Here is a 20,422-nt window from a genome sequence, read left to right as displayed (position 1 = left end):
GGCACCGCTTCGGCCCCGGCCGGTCAGGAAGGTCGGCTCGGGCCGGTCAGGAAGGTCGGCTCGGGCCGATCAGGAATTTCTGGCTGTCCGCTCCGCTGCGCCGCTCCGCCTGTGCCACGGCACCGGGCTCCGCGGGCCGGCCGCCCTGGATGGCGATGCAGCGGCCATCGCCGTCGCTCGACCGGAGGCGGTACACCGACATCCCGGATGCATCCCAGCCCGCTGCCGCATCGGCAACCCGGCCTCGATGTCCTTCAGGGCCTTGACCCGGGACTTCGCAAAGTCGCGTACGACCTGTTGCTGAGGAACGCTCGCCCCATCCGCAAGCCACGGCGTACGGGCGCGAACCTCGGTCAGCATCCTGTCAAGCTGCGCCGGACCACACGTCAGTCTCCCGCCCCTGGCTCGGCTGAGCGCGTGCACCGCCTTCGACCTGGCCACACCGTCATACACCCGAACCTACCGGGGAGGACTGACAGTTGAGAGCTCTTGATCCTCACCCCGGCTTGAAGGCTGGGGCATCCTCGGAGGAATCAAGTGACCGTCAACTGATACGTGGGGCGCACCCGGTGCACCGGGTGCGCCCCTTCGCGTATCTGCGCGGCGCGTCAGTCCTGGAAGCGGCCCCGCGCGTCGTCGGCCGCATCCTGGGCCTGTTCCCGGGCCTGCCGCCCCTGCTCGGACACCTCGTCCTTGGCGGCGCCCCTCGCCTTCTGTGCCTGCTCCTTGAGCCGCTCGGCCTTGTCCTGGAACTGGTCCTTGAGACCCATGCTGGTCACTCCTGCGTGAGGTGCGGGGAATTGGGCCCGACCAGACTTACATAACCGGACATTCTCCGCATTTCGAGCGCCGAGCGATTAGGGGGCGATCAGGGGAGGCCACCGTGCACCGTGGCCCTACCGCTCCGTCCGGGCCTTCTCGTCCGCCTCCCCGCCCGCGCCGACCAGCCCGACCCGCATCCCGTCCAGCCGGTCCCCGAAGCGCCGCATCTCCCGCTGGCCCACCGACCCGATGACCGACGGCAGATAACCGCGGAGCGACTGCATCCCGCGCAGCCACCACTGCCCGTAGACATGCGCCGAACGGCGCTCGATGCCCGCCACGATCCGGTCGACGGCGGGGCCCAGCGGATAGGTCTTGTTCGACGGCCAGGGCAGCCGGGAACGCAGCTCGCGCATGATGTCGTCCTGGTCGGCGCCGCGCACCATGTCCGTATCGGTCCAGCTCAGATAGCCGACGCCGACCCGTACCCCCTTGTGGCCGACCTCGGCGCGCAGGCTGTGCGCGAAGGCCTCGACGCCCGACTTGGAGGCGCAGTACGCGGTCATCATCGGCGCCGGGGTGATCGCGGCGAGCGAGGCGATCTGCAGGAAGTAGCCGCGGGACTCCATCAGTACGGGGAGGAAGGCGCGGCCGGTGACCGCGCCGCCTATCAGGTTGACCTCGATGACGCGCTTCCACGCCACCGGGTCGGAGTCGACGAACGGGCCACCGTTTGCCACCCCGGCGTTGGCGACGACCACGTCGATCTTGCCGAAGCGGTCCTTGACCTCGCCCGCGACCTGGGCCATCGCCTCGTGGTCGGTGACATCGGCGTGCCAGTGGTGCGCCGGGCCGTGCAGCGCGGCGGCCACCTTCTTCAGCTCGTCCGGCTCCAGCCCCACCAGCGCCAGCGTCGCACCGCGCGCCGACAGCTTGCGGGCCAGCAGCGCACCGACCCCGCGCGCCGCGCCGGTCACCACCACGACCTGGCCGTCCAGGCTCCTGTTCCCGGTCCTGCTCCTGGCGTTGTCTGCGCTCATGCCGACTTCTTCTCCTTGGTCTGCCGCTTGCCGCGGGGGGCCGGGGCGGGCTCGGCGGCCGGGGTCTGCGCCGCCTCCGGGCCGGTGGTGGTCGCGGTCGCGGTCGCGGTCGCGGCCAGGTGATCCCGGACGAGTTCCCGCAGGCGGCCGGTGACCGCATCGGGGTCCTCGATGGGTGTCATATGCCCCAGGCCGGGCAGCTCGGTCACGCCGCGGCAGTCGGGGAGTACGGAGGCCAGCCGGCGGGCGTGCACAAGGGGGGTGAGGCGGTCGGCGGTGCCCGCGACGATGGCGGTCGGCAGCTCCAGCCGGGCCACCCCGCCGGTCAGTTCGAGCCCGGCCAGCACCTTGCCCCAGCGGGCCCGTACGCCGGGCGGGCAGGCGTGCACGATCCGCGCGCAGGCCTCGATCTGCCCGGCGGTGGCGCCGGCGCCCATGGTGGCGTACCGCAGGGCCCATTTGGCGACCGGCGATACGGGGCCCAGCGGGGCGCGCGAGCCCAGGAGGAGACGGTGCGCACGGCGTCGGCCCTGGGGGCTGCGGAACGGGAACACCCGTGATTCCGCGGCCAGTTCGGCACTTCCCGTACTGCACAGCAGCGCGGCGGCGGCCCGCTCGCGCAGCTGCGGGCGGTCGGCGGCGGCCATGATCGTCATGCCGCCCATGGAGTGGCCGCCGATCACCGCCCGTTCGCCGGTCTCCAGCGTCGCCTCCAGTACGGCGACGAGGTCGTCGGCGAGGGCGTCGGTGCTGTGGCCCGCCGCGCCGACGGCCGGGCTGCGCCCATGGCCCCGCTGGTCGTAGACGACCACCTTGTGATCGGCGGCGAGGTCGCGGACGACCGGGGCCCAGAAAGCGGTCGAGCAGGTCCAGCCGTGGGCGAGGACGACGGCGGGGGCTCCCTCGGGGCCATGGATCTCGGCGTAGAGCCGGGCGTCGCCGGTGGAGGTGACGGTCAGCGTCTTCCGCGGAACGGGGGGCGCGTACGGCCCGCTCGTCACATGTCCGGGACGGCGGCTCATGCGACCACCTCCGCGCGCTCGCCGACGGACTGCCCGGCCGCCGTGCCCGCTGTCTTCCCGGCCGTCCTGCCGGGGGGCCGCAGGACCTCGTACTCCGCGAGATCCACCTGCCGGGTCACCCGCCGGAATTCCGACGTCGTCCCCGGCCATGCCGTCGTGTTCCGCCCGTTCGCGTCCAGGTACCAGCTGTCGCAGCCGCCGGTGTTCCACACCGTGCGCTCCATCCGCCGCTGGATCGTCCGCGTCCACTCCGCGACCGCGGACGGCCGGGCGCTGAGCGCGATCCGCCCACCGAGAATGTCGAGCTGCCGCATGAAGTCCACCATGTAGTTCAGCTGGGATTCGATCATCAGGATCATCGAGCTGTTCCCGAGGCCGGTGTTGGGGCCGATGATGGTGAGGAAGTTGGGGAAGCCGGCCGCGCTGGTGCCGCGCAGCGCCTCCATGCCGTCCTTCCACTCCTCGGCGAGGGTGGTGCCGTACGCGCCGGTCACCCGCTGGGCGATGGGCATGTCGGTGACGTGGAAGCCGGTCCCGAAGATGATCGCGTCGGCCTCGGTCTCCGTACCGTCGGAAGCGACCAGGGTGTTGCCGCGGATCTCCTTCAGCCCGGACGACACCAGGTCGACATTGGGCTTGGCCAGCGCCGGGTACCAGCTGTTGGACAGCAGGATGCGCTTGCAGCCGATGCGGTAGTCGGGGGTGAGCCGGGCGCGCATCGCCGGGTCCTTGATGACCTTGCGCATATGGGTCTTGGCGACGGCCTCGATCAGACCGAGCTCGTTGGGCCGCTTGGTGAAGGCGCTGACCTGCAACTCGCGTATTCCCCAGAGCAGTTGACGGCGCAGGGCGCGGGTCGCGGGGATCTTGGCGTGCAGCCGGCGCTCCAGGCCGGTGATCTTGCGGTCGGCGCGCGGCATGACCCAGGGGGGCGTGCGCTGGAAGACGGTGAGCCGGTCGACGTCGGGCTGGATGGCCGGCACGATCTGGATCGCCGACGCGCCGGTGCCGACCATCGCGACCCGCTTGCCCCGCAGGTCGTAGTCGTGATCCCAGCGCGCGGAGTGAAAGACCTTGCCGGGGAAGGTGTCCAGCCCCGGCACGTCCGGAAGCTTGGGGTCCGACAGCGGCCCGGTGGCCGATACGACCACGTCCGCGGTCAGCGTCCCGCTCGCCGTCGCGACCTCCCACCGCAGCTCATCGCCGTCCCACCGCAGGCTGCGCACCTCGGAGTTGAAGCGGATGTGCGGACGCAGCCCGAAGGTGTCCGTCACCCGCTCCAGGTACGCCCGGATGTGCGCCTGCCCGGAAAAGTTCCGCGGCCACTCCGGATTCGGGGCGAACGAGAAGGAATACAGATGCGACGGCACATCGCATGCGCATCCCGGATAGCTGTTGTCCCGCCAGGTACCGCCCACCGCATCGGCCCGCTCCAGGACCACGAAGTCGGTGATCCCCTGGCGGCGCAGCCGTACGGCCGCCCCCAGGCCACCGAATCCCGATCCGATCACCGCCACCCGTACGTGCTCCCGCACGCCCTCCCGCTCATGTTCGCGCCCGGCCATCCCGCTGCCTCCCGAGTCCGACGTCCACCTTCACCGGCTTCACTGCCACCGCGCCAATCGTGCCAGCAATCACTGGCACGATTGACTGAGGGGAGCGTAGGACAGGTCCGTACCGAGCGGTAGGGGTCCGGCGGCAGGAAGTTACCGGCGGTCGCATCCCGGCCGGCTGTCACACCCCCGGCATAGGCTGGTCCCGTGGCAGCGAACGAGAACGAGACCGCGAAGGGACACGGGCACGGGAACGGCGAGGCGCTCCCGGAGGCCGGCGCGCCCGAGCAGCACAACGCCCCGCCGTCCCGCGAATTCCGTATGGCCGAGCTGGCCAAGGAGGCCGGGATCACGGTCCGTACGCTGCGCTTCTACCGCGAGCGCAAGCTCATCCCCGCGCCGCGCCGCGAGGGCCGGATCGCCTGGTACAACGAGCACCACCTCGCCCGCCTGCGCATCATCGGCGACCTCCTGGAACGCGGCCACACCCTCGGCGGCATCGGCGAACTCCTCGCCGCCTTCGAAAGCGGCCGCGCCGTCGGCGAACTCCTCGGCCTGGGCTCCGCCCTCGTCCCCCCGTGGTCCGAGGAAACCCCGGTCCGCCTGACCCCCGAGGAACTGGCCGACCACTTCAGCGACGACATCACCCCCGAGAACCTCACCACATCCCTCAACATCGGCTATCTCGCCGTCGACGGCGACGAGTTCGTCCACATCAGCCGCCGCCTCCTGGACGCCTCCACCGAACTGGTCGACAAGGGCGTCCCGCTGGCCGCCGTCCTGGAAGCCGGCCGCCAGGTCCGCGCGCACGCCGACGCCCTGGCCGACCTCTTCACCAACCTGATCCGCACCCACGTCCTCGCCGATGTCCTGCACCGCGCCCCCACCGACGATCCCCCGACCCCCCAGGAGGTGGACCACATAGCCGAAACCATCGACAAACTCCGCCCCATCTCCAAGGGCGTCGTCGAAGCCGAACTCTCCATGGCCATGGACCGCCGCGTACGGGCGGAGGTCGAGGAGTGGCTGCGGGCCTGCGGCGAGGCGGGGGGACCGGGTCAGTAGGTCAGGAGGTCAGTCGGCAGTCACACCGCTGCTCACCGTAATGATCTTCTCGAGGCGGTAGCCGTCCAGGTCCCGGCCGATCCACGACTCCCCCGCACGGGGCCGATGGAACCGGAAGGTCGCGCCGGTGTCATTGACCGCGACGATGCACACCACCGCGGTCGGCGCCGCCCCCTCTCCGGCAAGCCCGCACACCTCACCGGCGAGCACGAGCCCCTGGCGCAGCAACGACACCTGAGCCTGCTCACCGAGCACCGGCTGCCCGTCGTCGGTGACCCCGGCCCGCACCGGCACGAAGTCCTCCAGGTGCAGGCTGCTGGACGCGCACTCCCAGCCGGTCAGGTCGCAGAGCTCACCGGAAACGGCCTTCGGATCCACCGCCGCACCGGCCCACGCAAGCACCTCCCCGTACCGGACAACGCCCCCGGCCACCCGCTCCCTCAACGCAGGCACCAGCCGATCCACCGGCCCCAGCGCCCCCTGGCCGCCCCGCAGCAACCCGAGGGCCGCGACGGCCGCGTCGTTCATCCGGACGGTGAGCACGGCGTCGCTCCTCAGGGTCCGTAGACCACCGTCACCGGCGCATGATCGCTCCACCGCTGGTCATAACTGTCCGCCCGCTCGACGTACGCCTTCACCGCCCGAGTCACCAGGCCGGGCGTGGCCATCTGGTAGTCGATCCGCCAGCCCGCGTCATTGTCGAAGGCCCGGCCGCGGTAGGACCACCAGGAGTACGGGCCCTCGGTTTCCGGGTGCAGGGTGCGGACGACGTCCACGTAGCCGCCGCGGGTCTCGTCGAGGACGTCCGTCAGCCAGGCGCGCTCCTCCGGGAGGAAGCCGGACTTCTTCTGGTTGGCCTTCCAGTTCTTGAGGTCGGCCTCCTGGTGGGCGATGTTCCAGTCGCCGCAGACCACGACCTCGCGTCCGTCCGCCGCGGAGCGTTTGCGCAGGTCGGCGAGGTACGGGAGGAACTCCGCCATAAAGCGTTCCTTCTCGTCCTGGCGCTCGGTGCCCACCTCACCGGAGGGCAGGTAGAGGCTGGCGACGGTCACGCCGGGCAGGTCGGCTTCGACATAGCGGCCGCTGACGTCGAATTCCGCCGAGCCGAAGCCCACCTGGACGCGGTCCGGCTCCCGGCGGGTGTAAAGGGAGACGCCGGCCCGGCCCTTGGCGGCGGCCGGGGCATGGACGACGTGCCAGCCCTCGGGGTCACGTACCTCGTCGGGCAGCTGGCCGGGCTCGGCGCGTACCTCCTGCAGGCACAGCACATCGGCGCCGGTCTCCGCCAGCCACGGAACGAAGCCCTTCTTGGCCGCGGCGCGCAGGCCATTCACATTCACAGACGTCACGGTGAGCATCCGGGCACCCTACCCACCCCCTGAACTGATCGCTTTCCCGTCTCGTGATCGCTTTCCCGTCCGTGATCGCTTTGCCGTCCGTGATCGCTTTGCCGTCCGTGATCGCTTTCCCGTCTCGTCGCACCGGGCACCGGCACACCCGTACGCTTACTCGAATGGAGACTCGTCCCGTCGAGACACAGCCCGCCGAGATGCACCCCGTCGAGATGCGCCCGTTCGAGATACGGCCCGTGCGCTATGACCACCCGGACGCGATCACGCTCGACACGCTGGTCCAGCAGGAGTACGCGCGCCGCTACGGCGACGGCGACATCACGCCGCTCGACCCCGCGATGTTCACCCCGCCGCACGGCACGTATCTGATCGCCTACGACGGCGCCCGCCCGGTGGCCACCGGCGGGTGGCGGCGGCAGGAGGACGCGGCCGAGGGGTACGCGGCCGGCGACGCCGAGATCAAGCGGATGTTCGTGGTCCCGGAGGCGCGCGGACGAGGGCTGGCCCGGCGGATCCTGGCCGCCCTGGAAGCGGATGCACGGGCCGCGGGGCGTTCCCGCATGGTGCTGGCAACCGGCACCAAGCAGCCGGAGGCGCTGGAGCTGTATGCCTCGAGCGGCTATGTGCTGGTGGAGAAGTTCGGGCTGTACCGGACGTACGAGGACAGCCGGTGTATGGCGAAGTCGCTGGCCGGAGGCGTCGTCCCGGCCCCTCGCTGATCTCCTCCGCCCGCCCCGCGCCCCCACCCGTTTGACCCTCACCCCACGTCAGACCACAGCCTGATCGACGGCACGGGCCACCGGGAGACCGCCCCGGGGACCGCCGGCACGCAGGGGATGCACGGGACACATGGGATGAGAGGCGCTGCGATGGGCTACTCGGTGGGACAGGTCTCCCGCTTCGCGGGGGTCACGGTGCGCACCCTGCACCACTACGACAAGGCCGGCCTGCTCTCCCCCAGCGACCGCAGCCCCGCCGGCTACCGCATCTACAGCGACGCCGACCTGGCCCGGCTCCAGCAGCTCCTCTTCTACCGGGAACTCGGCTTCCCGCTCGACGAGATCGCCACCATCCTGGAGGACCCGCAGGCCAACGCCCTCGACCACCTCCGCGCCCGGCACCACGTCCTCAACGACCAGATCATCAAGCTGCAGCGGCTGGTCGAGGTGGCCGAGCAGGCCATGGAGGTCCAGCAGACGGGGGTGAAACTGACGCCCGAGGAGCGGTTCGAGGTCTTCGGCGAGGTCTCGTTCGATCTCAGTTACGCCACCGAGGCGCAGCTGAAGTGGCAGCACAGCGAGGGGCACCAGCGCTCCATGGCGCGGGCCGCCGCGCACTCCAAGGAGGACTGGGCGCAGATCATGGCGGAGGGCGCCGCGTGGCGCCGGCGTCTGACCGCCGCCTTCGATGCCGAGGAGCCGGCGGACCGCGAGCGCGCCATGGACCTCGCCGAGGAACACCGGCGGCACATCACCCGCTGGTTCACCCCGTGCCCCACCGATATGCACGGCCGGATCGCCGATGACTTCGCCGCCGATCCCCGCGCCTTCGCCCTGCTCGTCCCGCCGACCGAGCAGCGCCCCGGCCTCGCCTCGTACCTGCGCACGGCCGTCCACGCCAACGCCGTACGGCAGTCGGACCCCGAGCGGGACGGCTGAGGGGTCGGCCGGGGACGGCCGGGTTCGTGCGGTGCGTCGGGGTCGGTAGGCCGAGCCGTCGCGTACCTCGTACGCCCCCTTCGACGCCTGGCCTGGTCACTTCGCTACCGCCGCAGTCCGTCGGTCACCCATCAGCCAACAGAGCCCCGACAACCGGGCCCCGCTACCGCTATCCGCTATCCGCTATCCGCACTCCACACTCCACACTCCACACTCCACAACCGAGGGTCGATCCCATGAAGATCCTGATCACCGCCGCCGGCTCATACGGCGATGTCGCCCCGTACACCGGCGTCGGCGCCCGCCTCCGGGACGCCGGCCACGACGTCGCACTCGCCACCCACAACACCTACGCCCCGCTCGTACGCGCCGCCGACCTGGAATTCCGCCACCTCCCTGCCGACCCACGCACCGCCCGCCCCGCCGACGCCGACCAGGACAAGGCGGTTGCCGCGAGCGGCAACCGGGCCCTGATGCGTCAGGCCGCCGCCTTCATCCAGCAGCTGGGCGGCGGGCTCGCCGAAGCCACTCGCCAGGACACCGAACTCCTCCTCCTCTCCGCCACCACGGCCCCTCTCGGCCGTCACCTCGCGGAGGCGATGGAGATCCCGTGCCTGGACCTGCCCCTCGTCCCCAACGCCCCCACCGGCGATTTCGCCCCCGTCATGAGCGGCGGCCGCTCCCTGGGCCGCTGGGGCAACCGCACCGTCGGCCGCCTCTCCCTGCGCGTCGTCGACCGTCTCTACGCCACCGCAACCCGCGACCTCCGCACCCGCCTCGGCCTGCCGCCCGCCACCCCCCGTACGGTCCGCCGCCGCGCCGAAACGGCCGGCCACCCGGTCCTGCACGGCTTCAGCGAGGTCCTGGTCCCCCGCCCCACCGACTGGCGCCCCGGTCTGGAGGTCGCAGGAAACTGGTGGCCCTGGCACTCCCCGAACGCCCAACTCCCCTCCGTCATCGAGGACTTCCTCGCCGCCGGCCCGCCCCCGGTCTTCATCGGCTTCGGCAGCATGGCGTCCGGCGAAGGCGAACGGCTGAGCTCCCTCGCCGTACGGGCCCTGCGCCGCGCCAAGGTCCGCGGCATCCTCCAGTCCGGCTGGGCACACCTGACCGCCGAGACCGGCTCCGACGATTCCGGCGCCTCCGAAACCTGCGGCACCTCTGGCGCCTGCAGCACCTCTGGCACCTCTGGCACCTCTGGCACCTCCGACATCCTCACCATCGGCGAGGTCCCCCACGCCCTCCTCTACCCCCGGATGTCCGCCGTGGTCCACCACTGCGGCGCCGGCACCAGCGCCGCGGGCCTCCGCGCCGGAGTACCCGCCGTCCCCGTCCCCGTCACCGCCGACCAGCCCTTCTGGGCCGCCCGCCTCACGTCCATCGGCGCCGCGACCGCCCCCATCCCCTTCAAGGACCTCACCGCAGACGACGCCGTAACCCGCCTCGCCGAAGCCATCACCCGGGCCACCACGGACCCCGCCCTGCGCGAGCGCGCCACCCACGCCGCGCTCCGCCTCACCTCCGAGGACGGCACGGGTGCGGTCACCAAGGCGGTCGCCCACCTGGCCGGCTAGGCCGCGGGCTTGGCTCCGGATATGCGCCCGCCGCCGTCCCCACCGCCATCCCCGGCGTCGTCGCGCTCAACAAACTCCATCACCAGACCCTCGGGTTCCTCAATCGCCGGCCACCCCCAAAAGGGGCGGAACGGCGCCCGGCATTCAGACATCGCCTCTCCTCCCTTCGACGGATTCCATGCTGGCATGAGGCACTGACAATGCCCGGGCCAACCGCCTCGCCAAGTCCCCTGACAACCAAGGAATTTGCGTAGCGAAAGCCGGAGTCGACGGGGGCGACCGGGGCGACCGGGGCGACCGGGGCGACCGGGGAAACGGCGGCCATGACACCGCAGGCACGAACGGACGAGCCACGCCTCACCCCCTCACCCCCTTGGAGCCCGCCCCCTCAGGCCCCGAACCACCCCCCGACATCCAGCCGGAACCCCTCCCCGGTCACCACGGCGCGCAGCCCCGCCTCCATCTCGCGAACCCGCTCCGCTCCCAGCGTCTCGGCCCACCGGGCCCGCAGCTCATCAAAGATCGCGGCCGACCGGGCCAGCACATCGACACCGCGCGGCGTCAGCCCGATCACCTTGCGCCGCCCGTCCGCGGGATCGTCGACCCGCTCGGCGTAACCCAGGCGCTCCAGCCGGTCGACGGTCTTCCCCGCGGCCTGCTTGGAGACACCGAGCCTTCGCCCCAGCTCACTGGCGGTCGCCCCATGACGCCCGATCGCTTGCAGGGCAAAGCCGTACGCGGGCCGTACGTCCGGATGCCCCTGCCGCGCCAGCTCCGCATGCAACTCGTCGATCAGCGACCGGAATCCGGCGAGCAACAGCAGCGGCAGCTCGTACCCAGGCGTGTCCCCACGCTCGTACGCCTCAGCCATTGCGAAACTCGACAACCCGGTTTACCTTCATTTCGTCAACCACGTTGTCGATTCTACGCCGCACATCACCCCGACCACCGAAAGAGCGGGTCCATCGCCATGCCCACACCCGAAAGCGCCACCACCCCACTCCACTTCGCCGACCACACCCCCGACTCGGCCCCGGCAGCCGCCCGCCCCGCCTTGGAAGCCATCACCAAGCACCTCGGCTATCTGCCGACCGGGGCCGCCCGCCTCGCCACGTCGCCCCATCTGCTCGACGGCTTCCGCAAACTCAGCGCGCTCTTCGAGTCGACGACCCTCGACCCGCTCTCCCGTGAGGTCGTCATCCTGACGATCGCCACCCGCAACGCCTGCCACCTCTGCGTAGCCATGCACACCGCCAAACTCACCCTCCTCACCGCACCCTCCGACACCACGGCCACCCCCGAATCGGCTCCCCTCTCCCCCCTCATCTCCGCCCTACGAGCCCAACGTGCCCTCCCCGACACCCGCCTGGAGGAACTCCGCCGCTTCACCCTCGCCGTCCTGGACACCGCCGGCGATGTGCCCCCGGCCGCCCTCCAGTCCTTTCTGGCCCATGGCTACACCCCCCAGAACGCCCTGGAAGTCGTCCTGGGCATAGGCACCTACACCATGTCCACCCTCGCCAACCGCCTCACCCAGGCGCCCGTCGACGCCCCCCTCGCCCCATACGCCTGGCACCCGTCGCCCCAAACCGAGACCACCCAGACCCCGTAACCTGCCCCGGGACATCGGCCGCAGCCATGGCATCACGCCGCCGACCTTCCGCCGAGATGGGACTCCAGTCCCTCCGCACCACCTCCGATGAAGGGGCACCCAACCGGTGAAGGTCCACCTGACGGATTCGGTCGTGGCACTCTCCACAAACTCTCCCTTGCCCTACTCACCTCGCTACGCATTGCGGGATCAAACCTTGGCCATCGGCGGATACGCCCATCAGGAAGAACGGGATACACAGCTCACCCACACCTTCGGAAGTCAGCAGTGGCTGTGGTCGGAAGAGGACGACTTCCGATTCCACGATTCCGAGCGCTCCGCCCCGTCCGGCCCTTCCGACCCCTCCAAGCCCTCCAAGCCCTCCGCGCCCTCCGCGCCCTCCGAGCCCCCCGCGCCTCCGGACCCTTCCGACCGCCGGCTGGAAAGCCTCTACCTCCTGATTCCCGACGAGCCGTGCACCGTCCCGGAGGAGGCCTGTGCGGGCTGGATACGCACCACCGTGGTCGCCGGCGGGCTACGGGCTGAAGTGAAGAAAGGCTTTGCCCTGGAGACCACGACCACCCGATGGCTGGCTCCAGAGGCGCGGCACATGATCTGCCTGAGGGAACAAGCCCCGCACACCCCGTCACCCGAAGAGGGAGGAATGCGGCTGCGTATCGCTCCCGACACCGACCTTTTGCTCGCGGACGGCAAGATGGCGGGCTGGATGCTCACCAACCCCGCCCGCTATCTCGTCAAAGGCTGGGATCGCCCCGCCGACACACCGCCTGCCCCCGGCACCTCACTCCTGTTGGCGGCATATCTGGCGATGACGTCATGGCCCGCATTCGAGAAAATCCTCGACGGCGACGGAGCGGCATGCCGGGAACTCCGCGCCCTGGAAGAGCGGATCCGCCATCAGACGGGTGATCCTTCACGAACCGCAGTTCTCGCCCACGCGGTAGCCCTGCTCATCGAGGACCACTGCTGAAAGGCCGCGACCGGACCGCCCGAGTACGCCTGGCCCGCAAGACCTGCCACATCGGCGAGCGCGAAAAGGCCCCCTCCCAGCCAGAACTCAAGCGCTCTCCAACGATGTTGCGCCCGCAGTGGCATGGGCTGCTTCCGATCCACCGTCCGCACCCGCCCCGTCGACAAGTGCCTGAAAGGCGTCCAGGTCACCGATGACTTCTTCGGCACGATCCCGCCGCTGGTACATGCGGTAATACCGGGCTCCGATCGCCTCGGGGTCGGCCTCGCCGTCGCCGGGGACAATGCCGGAAGCGATGGTCACCGTGCCCACGTAGACACCTTGCGGCTTGAGTTCGGCGTGCAAAGCGTGTGCCCAATTCCGCAGGCCGGCCATGGCCATGCCGACATTGGCCAGGAAGGGTGCCGGGATCCTCGAGGAAACGCCTGTGGTCAGCAGCAGCGCGCCGTCGCCGCGGGCGCGCATGTCCGGCAGCACCTGCCCCACGGCCGTCACAGCTCCCAGCACCTGCAGCTCGTACTGTGCGGCGGCCGAGGCGACCGTGGTCTGCGCGGCATGCGTGATGGGCCCGGTCGGGCTGGGGCTGAATTCCAGGACGTCGACCGGCCCCAGCGCGCTCTGCGCTGCGGCGAGTGCAGCGGCGAGGGCCCCGCGGTCGAGGATGTCGGCGGGGAAGGCAGCGGCGGTGACGCCGAGTCCGGCCAGTTCCGCCACCAGGGCGTCCAGCTTCTTCTCCGAACGCGAGATCAGCCCGACCTGGAAGCCGTTGCGCCCGAACGCGCGAGCCACCCCCATCCCCAGCCCCGGCCCCGCGCCCACCACAACAAGCGTCTTCGCCACAGCAGTTCCTTCCGATCGCAGCAGTCCGTCCAGCGCCGCCATCCGGGCCTGAACTCCATTAGGCGGCCCAGCTCATCGAGGCGACCGTGGTCGGCACTGCCCGTTGAGCGGACCACCGGGGCACATCGGCCGGGAAGCGACGGGGCTCAACTGGCCCTGGTCTGCCGCGAGTAGGGCCGGATCACCCAGGTGTGCAGTGATGGAGGAATTCAAGTAGGAGGTGGAGGAGAACAGATGGCAACGCGCATTCCGCGCCATGACTTCCGTACGGACAACACGGCGGAGCTCATGGAGCCGGTCGTCGCGGCCGCCCAGGACGCCATGGAAGGGATCGAGGCCTCCGAGGACGACCGCTTCGACGCGCTGACGTTCCCGCTCTCGGCGGCTGAGTGGCAATCAGTGCACTTGCCGTTCAGGAACGGGGCCGCGCCAAGGCTCGCGTGGTCGGTGTAGCGGCTTTGAGGGGCTGGAGCCGCTTCGGCGCGAGTGATCATGGCCCCATACGCTTCCGGCGCGTCAGGCAGTCTGTGGACCTGCCGCCCTGTACGGCACGACGTTGGGTCCGTGGTCCTCAAGACTCGCGCCGAATTGGCCTGCCCGAAGCCGTGGAGCCGACCACCCCGGCTACGACGCGCCCCTTCCCTGGCTGAGCGCGGGCCCGGCCGGGGGCCGGGCCGCGTGCGGGTGAGCGGAGCGAGCCGCCTTGATGCCGGAGAGACCACGGTGGAACGGCAACCAGGCGGATCCCACGCAGTTACTGTACGACGCGAAAAAGCCCCCACCGGATCATCCCGGCGGGGGCTTTGACGTGCTGTGGACCTGAGGGGATTCGAACCCCTGACCCCCTCGTTGCGAACGAGGTGCGCTACCAGCTGCGCCACAGGCCCTTGCGACGAATGAAACTCTAGCATCTCGGTCGCGGTGCTCGGAAATCGCTTCCGGTGCTGGTCAGTGGAGGGGCGTCGCCGTTCGCGGGGTGCGGCGTGGGTCACTCGTTCGCTGCGCGGGGGCGGTCCTCGTCCTCGTACTGGTCGAAGAGGGGGGTGCGGCCGCGGGGGCGGCGGGTGGGGGTTTCGGGGTGGGGGTGGTCGGGGGCGGCGCTGGAGCGGGCGGAGCTCCAGGCGTCGTCGGTGTCGAGGTCCACGTGGCTGGTGGCGCGGGGGGCCACCGGGGCGGTGACGTAGGTGGGCAGGGGGACCGGGACCGGCTCCCAGCTGCCGGAGGCGGGGCGGGGGCGTTCGCGTTCGCGCTGCTGGTCGACCCACTCGGCGTGGTCGGTCTCCTCGACGAGGGCGCGGCGGCCGGCGGTGTGGTTGGGGGCGGACGTGGCCGGGCGGGGCGGTTCGGGCGGGGCCTCGGCGGGGGTGTCAGCGCGGGCGTCGGGCTGGTGGTCGGCGGCGGGCGGCTGGTCGGCCGCCTGCTGAGGGCGCGGACGGCCCTCCCGCAGTCGCTGTGCTGCCGCCTCCGCCTTGCGCTGGTCCATGGTGAAGATGAAGCGGCGCCGCTCCTGGACGCGGAGGTAGACGATGTACGCGGTCAGGAGACCGGCGGGGAGGGCGGGGGCCCAGAGGAAGGGGAGGCCGCCGACCGCTGCGGCGATGGCGCCGAAGGTGAAGACGAGGAAGAGGATGGTGATGGTGCGCCGGCGGCGGGCGAGGACCTTGGCCCGCTTGGTGCGTTCGGCGAGGGAAGGGCGGAGCGGGCCGGACTGCACCCGGGTGTGCGGGGCCTCGGCCTCGGCCGGCGGTTCGGGGTCGCCGAACGGCCCGGGGTCCGGCTCGTCGGCCGGGGCGTCCGGGTGCTGCTCGTCGCCGGCATCGTCGGCGGGACACTCCTCCTGCCCCTTGTCGTAACGGCGTTGCATGGCCGCACGTCCGGACAGGAGCCGGATGGCAGTGCTGAAGCGTTCGGTCGGACGGGCCTCGTTGAGCTCGTCCTGCCTACGGAGCCACATCGGCACCAAATAGGCGGCCCAGGCCCCGACGATGACTGCGTAGATGAGGCCGCTGCTTCTCACAACTCACACGGTAGAGGGGTTTGCGCGGGGCCATCCGCCAATTGGGCCGGTGTGTCGCACGATCTGGCTGATAACGCGAAATTTTTTTGTGATTTTCGGGGTGGATAGGGTGAGCGGGCCGTGAATGCGGTCAAGCTTGGCAGCTATTCGAACATTTATTTTATTTGTGGGGTGTGCCCGGTGTGCTGGGCCTGTGGTGCCAGCGGTTGAGCAGGCCTTCGGGCACTTCTTCCAGGGTCAGTGCGAATACCGCGTGGTCGCGCCAGCCGCCGTCGATGTGCAGATAGCGCGGGCGGAGGCCCTCCTCGCGGAAGCCGAGTTTCTCCACCACGCGACGGCTGGGGATGTTTTCCGGCCGAATGCAGACTTCGATGCGGTGCAGTCCCACAGCGCGGAAGCAGTGGTCGACAGCGAGCGCCACGGCGGTGGGCATGACGCCGCGGCCGGCGACTTCCTGGTCGACCCAGTAACCGATATGGCCTGAGCACATGGAGCCCCAGGTAATGCCGGCGACGGTGAGTTGTCCGGCGAGGCGGCCCTGGTATTCGATGACGAACGGGAGCATGCGGCCCGCATGTGCCTCGGCGCGCAGATGGCGGACCATTTGGCGGAACGTGGGGCGGTGCGGCGGCGGAACGCCGGGCGGGGGCGGCGGGATGGTGGCTTCCCAGGGGCGCAGCCAGTCGCGGTTGCGGCGGTTGACCTCGCGCCAGGGGCGCTGGTCGCGCAGCTTTATCGGGCGGAGGGTGACGTCTCCGTCTGTCAGGACCACCGGCCAGGACGCGTTCAGCTCGGGCTCCCGGTGGGGCTGGGGTGGTCGCCGCCGCGGATCTGGTCGACGGCGTGCGGGAGGAGGTCGGTGAGGACGGCGAGGCCGTCGCGGACGCCGCCCGTGGAGCCGGGGAGGTTGATGATCAGCGTCGTACCGGCCACGCCTGCCAGGCCCCGGGACAGGGCTGCGGTGGGGATCTTCGTACGTCCGGCGGCGCGGATGGCCTCGGGGATTCCGGGGACCTCGTAGTCCAGGACCCGGCGGGTGGCCTCGGGGGTGCGGTCGGTCGGCGAGATGCCCGTACCGCCGGTGGTGAGGATGACGGCGTAGCGGGACGAGTCGACGGCGGCGCGGAGGGCGGCCTCCACGGGGTCGCCGTCGGGGACGACCTGGGGGCCGTCGACCTCGAAGCCCATCGACGTGAGGCCCTCGGCGAGGAGCGGGCCGCCCTTGTCGGCGTAGACGCCGGCGGCGGCGCGGTTGGAGGCCGTGACGACGAGGGCGCGGGCGGGGCTCACGGCCGGCTCCAGTCGCCGGACTTGCCGCCGGTCTTCTCCTCTACGCGGATGTCGGAGATGACCGCCGCCTTGTCGACGGCCTTGATCATGTCGACGACGGTGAGGGCGGCGACGGAGACGGCCGTCAAGGCTTCCATTTCGACGCCGGTGCGGTCCGTGGTTTTGACGGTGGCGGCGATCTCGACCGCTTCGTCGGTGACGGTCAGGTCCAGTTTCACGCCGGAGACGGCGAGGGGGTGGCACAGCGGGATCAGGTCGGGAGTGCGCTTGGCGCCCATGATGCCGGCGATCCGGGCGGTGGCCAGGGCGTCGCCCTTCGGCATGCCCTCGCCCCGGAGCAGCTCGATGACCTGCGGCGATACCAGGACGCGGCCGCGGGCACGGGCGGTGCGGGCGGTGACGTCCTTCTCCGATACGTCGACCATCCGGGCCGCGCCCGCCGCGTCGATGTGGGTGAGGTGTTGCTGGCCGCTGCTCATCGTTCTCCTGGTCCGGACCGTGCCGTGCCGCGCCTGTGGGACGACACCGTACCCGCACCGGTCGGCCGCTACCCGAGCAGGACGACCTCGACCTCCTCGCCCTCGGCCACCTCGGTGACCTCCTCAGGAACGATGATCAGGGCGTTGGCGTGGGCGAGGGCCTTGATCAGGTGGGAGCCGGTGCCGCCCACCGGGGTAACACGGTCGGCGTCGGGGTCGTAGGACCCGCGCAGGAACTGGCGCTTGCCCTTGGGTGAGGAGGCGATGGGCTCGGTGCACGCGGCACGGGCCGTGGCGCGGTGCACCTCGGCCAGGCCCATCAGGGTGCGGATGGCGGGGCGGACGAAGAGTTCGAAGGAGACATAGGAGCTGACGGGGTTTCCGGGGAGCGCCATGAGGGGCGTGCGGTCGGGGCCGATGAGGCCGAAGCCCTGGGGCTTGCCGGGCTGCATGGCGAGCTTGCGGAACTCGACCGTGCCCTCCTCTGCGGAGAGGTCGGTCAGGGTCTCCTTGACCACGTCGTACGCACCGACGCTGACGCCGCCGCTGGTGACCAGGATGTCCGCGCGGATGAGCTGGTCCTCGAGGGTGGCGCGGAGGGTTTCGGCGTCGTCGGCGACGGCGCCGACGCGGTAGGCGATGGCGCCGGCGGCGCGGGCGGCGGCGGTGAGCTGGAAGCTGTTGGAGTCGTGGATCTGGCCGGGGCCCAACGCCTCGCCGGGCTGGACCAGTTCGCTGCCGGTCGACATCACGACGACCCTGGGGCGGGGCCGCACCCGTACCGTGCCGCGGCCGATGGCGGCGAGCAGGCCGATCTGGGACGGGCCGAGGACCGTACCGGCGCGCAGGGCGGGCTCGCCCGCGGCGACATCGCTGCCCTGGGCGCGGATGTGGGCGCGGGCCTGCACGGGGCGGTGGACGCGGACCTCGCCGGCGGCGTCCTGGGGGGCGGCGGTGGCGTGGCGCATCGTGACGGCGGGGCCCTCGCCGCTGCCTCCGTCGGTCCATTCGACGGGGACGACGGCCTCCGCGCCGGGCGGCACCGGGGCGCCGGTCATGATGCGGGCGGCCTCGCCGGGGCCGACCGCGGGCAGCTCGCCGCTGCCCGCCGCGACATCCCCGATGACGCTGAGGGTCGCGGGGAATTCCTCGGTGGCGCCCGCGACGTCGGCCACCCGGACGGCATAGCCGTCCATGGAGCTGTTGTCGAAGGGCGGCAGGGCCACGGGGACCGTGATGTCCTCGACCAGGACGCAGCCCTGGGCGTCGAGGAGTTGCAGCTCGATCGGCTCCAGCGGATGGATCTTTGCCAGGACGTCGTCGAGGTGCTCGGCCACCGACCAGACGCGGTCCTGGTGGGTGGTCTGGTCGGTGGTGCCGTTCAACGTCTTACATCTCCTCGGTGACGTAACTGCGAAGCCAGTCCCTGAAGTCCGGGCCCAGGTCTTCACGTTCGCATGCCAGTCTGACAATGGCACGCAGGTAATCGCCACGGTCTCCGGTGTCATAGCGCCGGCCCTTGAAAACGACGCCGTGTACGGGACCCCCGAGGGCGGGGTCGGCGGCCAGCGCCTGGAGGGCGTCGGTCAGCTGGATCTCGCCGCCGCGGCCCGGTTCGGTCTTGCGCAGCACCTCGAAGACGGCCGGGTCGAGGACGTAGCGGCCGATGATGGCGAGGTTGCTGGGGGCTTCGGCGGGGGCGGGCTTCTCCACCAGGTCGGAGACCACGACCACGTCGTCGTCGCCGGTGGGGGTGGCGGCCGCGCACCCGTACAGGTGGATCTGCGCCGGGTCGACCTCCATCAGGGCGATGACGGAGCCGCCGTACTGCTCCTGTATCTCGATCATGCGCCGCAGCAGCGGGTCGCGGGGGTCGATGAGGTCGTCGCCGAGGAGGACGGCGAAGGGCTGGTCGCCGACGTGCGGAGCGGCGCAGAGCACGGCGTGGCCCAGGCCTCTGGGGTTGCCCTGCCGTACGTAGTGCATGGTCGCCAGGTCGCTGGATTCCTGGACGCGGGCGAGCCGGGATTCGTCACCCTTGCGGTGCAGGGCCTCTTCGAGTTCGTAGTTGCGGTCGAAGTGGTCCTCGAGGGGGCGCTTGTTGCGGCCGGTCACCATGAGTACGTCCAGGAGGCCGGCGGCGGCCGCCTCCTCCACCACGTATTGGATGGCGGGCTTGTCGACGACCGGGAGCATCTCCTTGGGTGTGGCCTTCGTGGCGGGGAGAAACCGGGTGCCGAGGCCGGCTGCCGGAATGACAGCCTTGCTGATCCGCGTGTGCGATGGGGTCATGCGCGACACCATAACCGTCCCTATCGGAACGATGATGAGGGTCTGGTGAATAGAGCATGAGAGCGGGAGCAAGGGCCCACAAATGAACTCTGGTCACGAATCCGATCACGATAGGAAGCGCACGTTGCGGCGAGATCTCCTGGAGGTGAGGAGATCGTTGCCGCCGGATGTCGTCGCGGCGACGGGCGAAGCGCTGGCCCGCCGGACGCTGGAACTGGCCGAATTTCGTACGGTGACATCCGGGAAGATTCCGGAAAAGACGGACGAATCATCCGGACCGGCCACTCCGTCCGCTCCGGCTGTCCCGCCGACCGTTGCCGCCTACGTCTCCATCGGTCACGAACCCTCCACAGGCCCGTTGCTGGACGCGCTCCGGGCGGCCGGGGTGCGGGTGCTGCTGCCCGTACTGCTGCCGGACAACGATCTGGACTGGGCGGAGTACGAGGGCGCCGAGCGGCTCGTGCGGGCCGGCTGGGGGCTGCTGGAGCCTGCCGGGGAGCGGCTCGGGCTCGAGGCCGTCACCGGGGCCGATGTGGTGCTGCTGCCCGGTCTGGCGGTGGACGGGCGGGGGCTTCGGCTGGGGCGCGGGGGCGGGTCGTACGACCGGGTGCTGGAGCGGCTGGAGCGGGCCGGGGCGGCGGCGTCGCTGGTGGTGCTGCTCTACGACACGGAGGTGCTGGAGGAGGTGCCGGCCGAGGCGCACGACCGGCCGGTGCATGCGGCGGTGACGCCGTCGGGGGTGCACCGGTTCCTCACCCCGCAGTCGTAGCGGCCCGCAGCCGCAGGAGGCCGCGGCCGGAGAACGCCGTCGGGGGGGGGGGGGGTTGGGGGCCCGGGGGGGGGGTTGCCGGTGGGGATGCGGGTGAGGTTGCCGGTGGGGATGCGGCCGGGTTGAC

At 71.0% G+C, this 20,422-nt stretch carries 22 protein-coding genes, 1 tRNA gene and 1 pseudogene; 8 read left to right on the top strand and 16 right to left on the bottom strand.

The window, feature by feature from the left end:
• Nucleotides 1-210 precede the first annotated feature (210 nt).
• The 5 genes and pseudogenes from AB0D04_RS29240 to AB0D04_RS29220 all read right to left on the bottom strand — a co-directional run.
• Nucleotides 211-453, bottom strand: a pseudogene (locus tag AB0D04_RS29240) (RNA-guided endonuclease TnpB family protein); the annotation flags it as partial.
• 155 nt (nt 454-608) lie between these two features.
• Nucleotides 609-770, bottom strand: coding sequence for a hypothetical protein (locus AB0D04_RS29235; RefSeq protein ID WP_362709193.1), 162 nt, complete (start codon nt 768-770; stop codon nt 609-611).
• Between the two features lie 126 nt (nt 771-896).
• Nucleotides 897-1,802, bottom strand: coding sequence for an SDR family oxidoreductase (locus tag AB0D04_RS29230; protein ID WP_362709191.1), 906 nt, complete (start codon nt 1,800-1,802; stop codon nt 897-899).
• The gene (locus AB0D04_RS29225) at nt 1,799-2,824 is read right to left on the bottom strand and encodes an alpha/beta fold hydrolase (RefSeq protein WP_362709189.1); all 1,026 of its coding nucleotides are present in this window, start codon (nt 2,822-2,824) and stop codon (nt 1,799-1,801) included. Before AB0D04_RS29225 ends, AB0D04_RS29230 begins: the two co-directional genes overlap by 4 nt.
• Entirely contained in the window at nt 2,821-4,389 is a 1,569-nt protein-coding gene (locus AB0D04_RS29220; RefSeq protein WP_362709187.1) for an NAD(P)/FAD-dependent oxidoreductase, read from the bottom strand. The genes AB0D04_RS29225 and AB0D04_RS29220 overlap by 4 nt, the downstream gene beginning before the upstream one ends.
• Before the next feature lie 309 nt (nt 4,390-4,698).
• Between AB0D04_RS29220 and AB0D04_RS29215 the strand changes: the two genes are divergently transcribed.
• Nucleotides 4,699-5,442 (top strand): MerR family transcriptional regulator, encoded by a 744-nt coding sequence (locus tag AB0D04_RS29215; RefSeq protein ID WP_362709255.1) that lies wholly within the window; start codon nt 4,699-4,701, stop codon nt 5,440-5,442.
• A 9-nt stretch (nt 5,443-5,451) separates the two neighbouring features.
• On the opposite strand, the gene AB0D04_RS29210 is transcribed toward AB0D04_RS29215, so the two are convergent.
• The gene (locus AB0D04_RS29210; protein ID WP_362709184.1) at nt 5,452-5,985 is read right to left on the bottom strand and encodes a hypothetical protein; all 534 of its coding nucleotides are present in this window, start codon (nt 5,983-5,985) and stop codon (nt 5,452-5,454) included.
• An 11-nt stretch (nt 5,986-5,996) separates the two neighbouring features.
• A complete protein-coding gene (locus tag AB0D04_RS29205) occupies nt 5,997-6,800 on the bottom strand; it encodes an exodeoxyribonuclease III (RefSeq protein ID WP_362709181.1) in 804 nt (267 codons plus the stop codon).
• 206 nt (nt 6,801-7,006) lie between these two features.
• Between AB0D04_RS29205 and AB0D04_RS29200 the strand changes: the two genes are divergently transcribed.
• From AB0D04_RS29200 to AB0D04_RS29190, 3 genes are all read left to right on the top strand, one after another.
• Nucleotides 7,007-7,513: a GNAT family N-acetyltransferase gene (locus tag AB0D04_RS29200; protein ID WP_362709253.1), complete on the top strand. Its 507-nt coding sequence runs from the start codon at nt 7,007-7,009 to the stop codon at nt 7,511-7,513.
• A gap of 150 nt (nt 7,514-7,663) precedes the next feature.
• Nucleotides 7,664-8,452, top strand: a complete 789-nt coding sequence (locus tag AB0D04_RS29195; protein WP_362709250.1) for a MerR family transcriptional regulator — start codon at nt 7,664-7,666, stop codon at nt 8,450-8,452.
• 236 nt (nt 8,453-8,688) lie between these two features.
• Nucleotides 8,689-10,026, top strand: coding sequence for a glycosyltransferase (locus tag AB0D04_RS29190; RefSeq protein ID WP_362709179.1), 1,338 nt, complete (start codon nt 8,689-8,691; stop codon nt 10,024-10,026).
• Nucleotides 10,027-10,414: 388 nt separating this feature from the next.
• Here the strand turns inward: AB0D04_RS29190 and AB0D04_RS29185 are convergent, their stop codons facing one another.
• A complete protein-coding gene (locus AB0D04_RS29185) occupies nt 10,415-10,897 on the bottom strand; it encodes a MarR family transcriptional regulator (RefSeq protein ID WP_362709176.1) in 483 nt (160 codons plus the stop codon).
• 99 nt (nt 10,898-10,996) lie between these two features.
• On the opposite strand from AB0D04_RS29185, the gene AB0D04_RS29180 reads away from it, so the two are divergent.
• The gene (locus tag AB0D04_RS29180; protein ID WP_362709173.1) at nt 10,997-11,638 is read left to right on the top strand and encodes a carboxymuconolactone decarboxylase family protein; all 642 of its coding nucleotides are present in this window, start codon (nt 10,997-10,999) and stop codon (nt 11,636-11,638) included.
• Between the two features lie 196 nt (nt 11,639-11,834).
• The gene (locus AB0D04_RS29175; RefSeq protein WP_362709171.1) at nt 11,835-12,608 is read left to right on the top strand and encodes a hypothetical protein; all 774 of its coding nucleotides are present in this window, start codon (nt 11,835-11,837) and stop codon (nt 12,606-12,608) included.
• 87 nt (nt 12,609-12,695) lie between these two features.
• Here AB0D04_RS29175 and AB0D04_RS29170 read toward each other — a convergent pair whose 3' ends face one another.
• On the bottom strand, nt 12,696-13,490 hold the full coding sequence (locus AB0D04_RS29170) for an SDR family NAD(P)-dependent oxidoreductase (RefSeq protein ID WP_362709170.1): 795 nt from the start codon (nt 13,488-13,490) through the stop codon (nt 12,696-12,698).
• 192 nt (nt 13,491-13,682) lie between these two features.
• Between AB0D04_RS29170 and AB0D04_RS29165 the strand changes: the two genes are divergently transcribed.
• Nucleotides 13,683-13,901 carry a hypothetical protein gene (locus AB0D04_RS29165; protein WP_362709167.1) on the top strand — a complete coding sequence of 73 codons (219 nt, stop codon included), beginning with the start codon at nt 13,683-13,685 and terminating at the stop codon, nt 13,899-13,901.
• Nucleotides 13,902-14,262: 361 nt separating this feature from the next.
• Here AB0D04_RS29165 and AB0D04_RS29160 read toward each other — a convergent pair.
• The 7 genes from AB0D04_RS29160 to galU form a co-directional block, all read right to left on the bottom strand.
• Nucleotides 14,263-14,335, bottom strand: a tRNA-Ala gene (locus AB0D04_RS29160).
• 101 nt (nt 14,336-14,436) lie between these two features.
• Nucleotides 14,437-15,465, bottom strand: a complete 1,029-nt coding sequence (locus AB0D04_RS29155) for a hypothetical protein (protein ID WP_362709165.1) — start codon at nt 15,463-15,465, stop codon at nt 14,437-14,439.
• Nucleotides 15,466-15,625: 160 nt separating this feature from the next.
• Complete coding sequence (locus AB0D04_RS29150) at nt 15,626-16,237, bottom strand: GNAT family protein (protein WP_362709162.1); 612 nt, start codon at nt 16,235-16,237, stop codon at nt 15,626-15,628.
• A 14-nt stretch (nt 16,238-16,251) separates the two neighbouring features.
• Complete coding sequence (locus tag AB0D04_RS29145) at nt 16,252-16,755, bottom strand: MogA/MoaB family molybdenum cofactor biosynthesis protein (RefSeq protein WP_362709160.1); 504 nt, start codon at nt 16,753-16,755, stop codon at nt 16,252-16,254.
• Nucleotides 16,752-17,234, bottom strand: coding sequence for a cyclic pyranopterin monophosphate synthase MoaC (gene moaC, locus AB0D04_RS29140; protein WP_362709158.1), 483 nt, complete (start codon nt 17,232-17,234; stop codon nt 16,752-16,754). The genes AB0D04_RS29145 and moaC overlap by 4 nt, the downstream gene beginning before the upstream one ends.
• A gap of 68 nt (nt 17,235-17,302) precedes the next feature.
• Entirely contained in the window at nt 17,303-18,619 is a 1,317-nt protein-coding gene (glp, locus tag AB0D04_RS29135; RefSeq protein WP_362709155.1) for a gephyrin-like molybdotransferase Glp, read from the bottom strand.
• 4 nt (nt 18,620-18,623) lie between these two features.
• The gene (gene galU / locus AB0D04_RS29130) at nt 18,624-19,526 is read right to left on the bottom strand and encodes a UTP--glucose-1-phosphate uridylyltransferase GalU (RefSeq protein WP_362709153.1); all 903 of its coding nucleotides are present in this window, start codon (nt 19,524-19,526) and stop codon (nt 18,624-18,626) included.
• Nucleotides 19,527-19,608: 82 nt separating this feature from the next.
• Here galU and AB0D04_RS29125 point away from each other — a divergent pair, with 82 nt between their 5' ends.
• A complete protein-coding gene (locus tag AB0D04_RS29125) occupies nt 19,609-20,295 on the top strand; it encodes a 5-formyltetrahydrofolate cyclo-ligase (protein WP_362709150.1) in 687 nt (228 codons plus the stop codon).
• Nucleotides 20,296-20,422: the final 127 nt, after the last annotated feature.

This window comes from Streptomyces sp. NPDC048483 (assembly GCF_040651455.1).
GTDB lineage: Bacteria > Actinomycetota > Actinomycetes > Streptomycetales > Streptomycetaceae > Streptomyces.
Note: the sequence above shows the minus strand (reverse complement) of the source record. Positions and strands in the feature narration are given on the sequence as shown.

Coding starts and splice junctions, on each gene's coding strand:
- AB0D04_RS29235 (WP_362709193.1), bottom strand. CDS start 770: ATGGGTCTCAAGGACCAGTTCCAGGACAAGGCCGAGCGGCTCAAGGAG.
- AB0D04_RS29230 (WP_362709191.1), bottom strand. CDS start 1,802: ATGAGCGCAGACAACGCCAGGAGCAGGACCGGGAACAGGAGCCTGGAC.
- AB0D04_RS29225 (WP_362709189.1), bottom strand. CDS start 2,824: ATGAGCCGCCGTCCCGGACATGTGACGAGCGGGCCGTACGCGCCCCCC.
- AB0D04_RS29220 (WP_362709187.1), bottom strand. CDS start 4,389: ATGGCCGGGCGCGAACATGAGCGGGAGGGCGTGCGGGAGCACGTACGG.
- AB0D04_RS29215 (WP_362709255.1), top strand. CDS start 4,699: ATGGCCGAGCTGGCCAAGGAGGCCGGGATCACGGTCCGTACGCTGCGC.
- AB0D04_RS29205 (WP_362709181.1), bottom strand. CDS start 6,800: ATGCTCACCGTGACGTCTGTGAATGTGAATGGCCTGCGCGCCGCGGCC.
- AB0D04_RS29200 (WP_362709253.1), top strand. CDS start 7,007: ATGCGCCCGTTCGAGATACGGCCCGTGCGCTATGACCACCCGGACGCG.
- AB0D04_RS29195 (WP_362709250.1), top strand. CDS start 7,664: ATGGGCTACTCGGTGGGACAGGTCTCCCGCTTCGCGGGGGTCACGGTG.
- AB0D04_RS29190 (WP_362709179.1), top strand. CDS start 8,689: ATGAAGATCCTGATCACCGCCGCCGGCTCATACGGCGATGTCGCCCCG.
- AB0D04_RS29185 (WP_362709176.1), bottom strand. CDS start 10,897: ATGGCTGAGGCGTACGAGCGTGGGGACACGCCTGGGTACGAGCTGCCG.
- AB0D04_RS29180 (WP_362709173.1), top strand. CDS start 10,997: ATGCCCACACCCGAAAGCGCCACCACCCCACTCCACTTCGCCGACCAC.
- AB0D04_RS29170 (WP_362709170.1), bottom strand. CDS start 13,490: ATGGCGGCGCTGGACGGACTGCTGCGATCGGAAGGAACTGCTGTGGCG.
- AB0D04_RS29165 (WP_362709167.1), top strand. CDS start 13,683: ATGGCAACGCGCATTCCGCGCCATGACTTCCGTACGGACAACACGGCG.
- moaC (WP_362709158.1), bottom strand. CDS start 17,234: ATGAGCAGCGGCCAGCAACACCTCACCCACATCGACGCGGCGGGCGCG.
- galU (WP_362709153.1), bottom strand. CDS start 19,526: ATGACCCCATCGCACACGCGGATCAGCAAGGCTGTCATTCCGGCAGCC.
- AB0D04_RS29125 (WP_362709150.1), top strand. CDS start 19,609: ATGAACTCTGGTCACGAATCCGATCACGATAGGAAGCGCACGTTGCGG.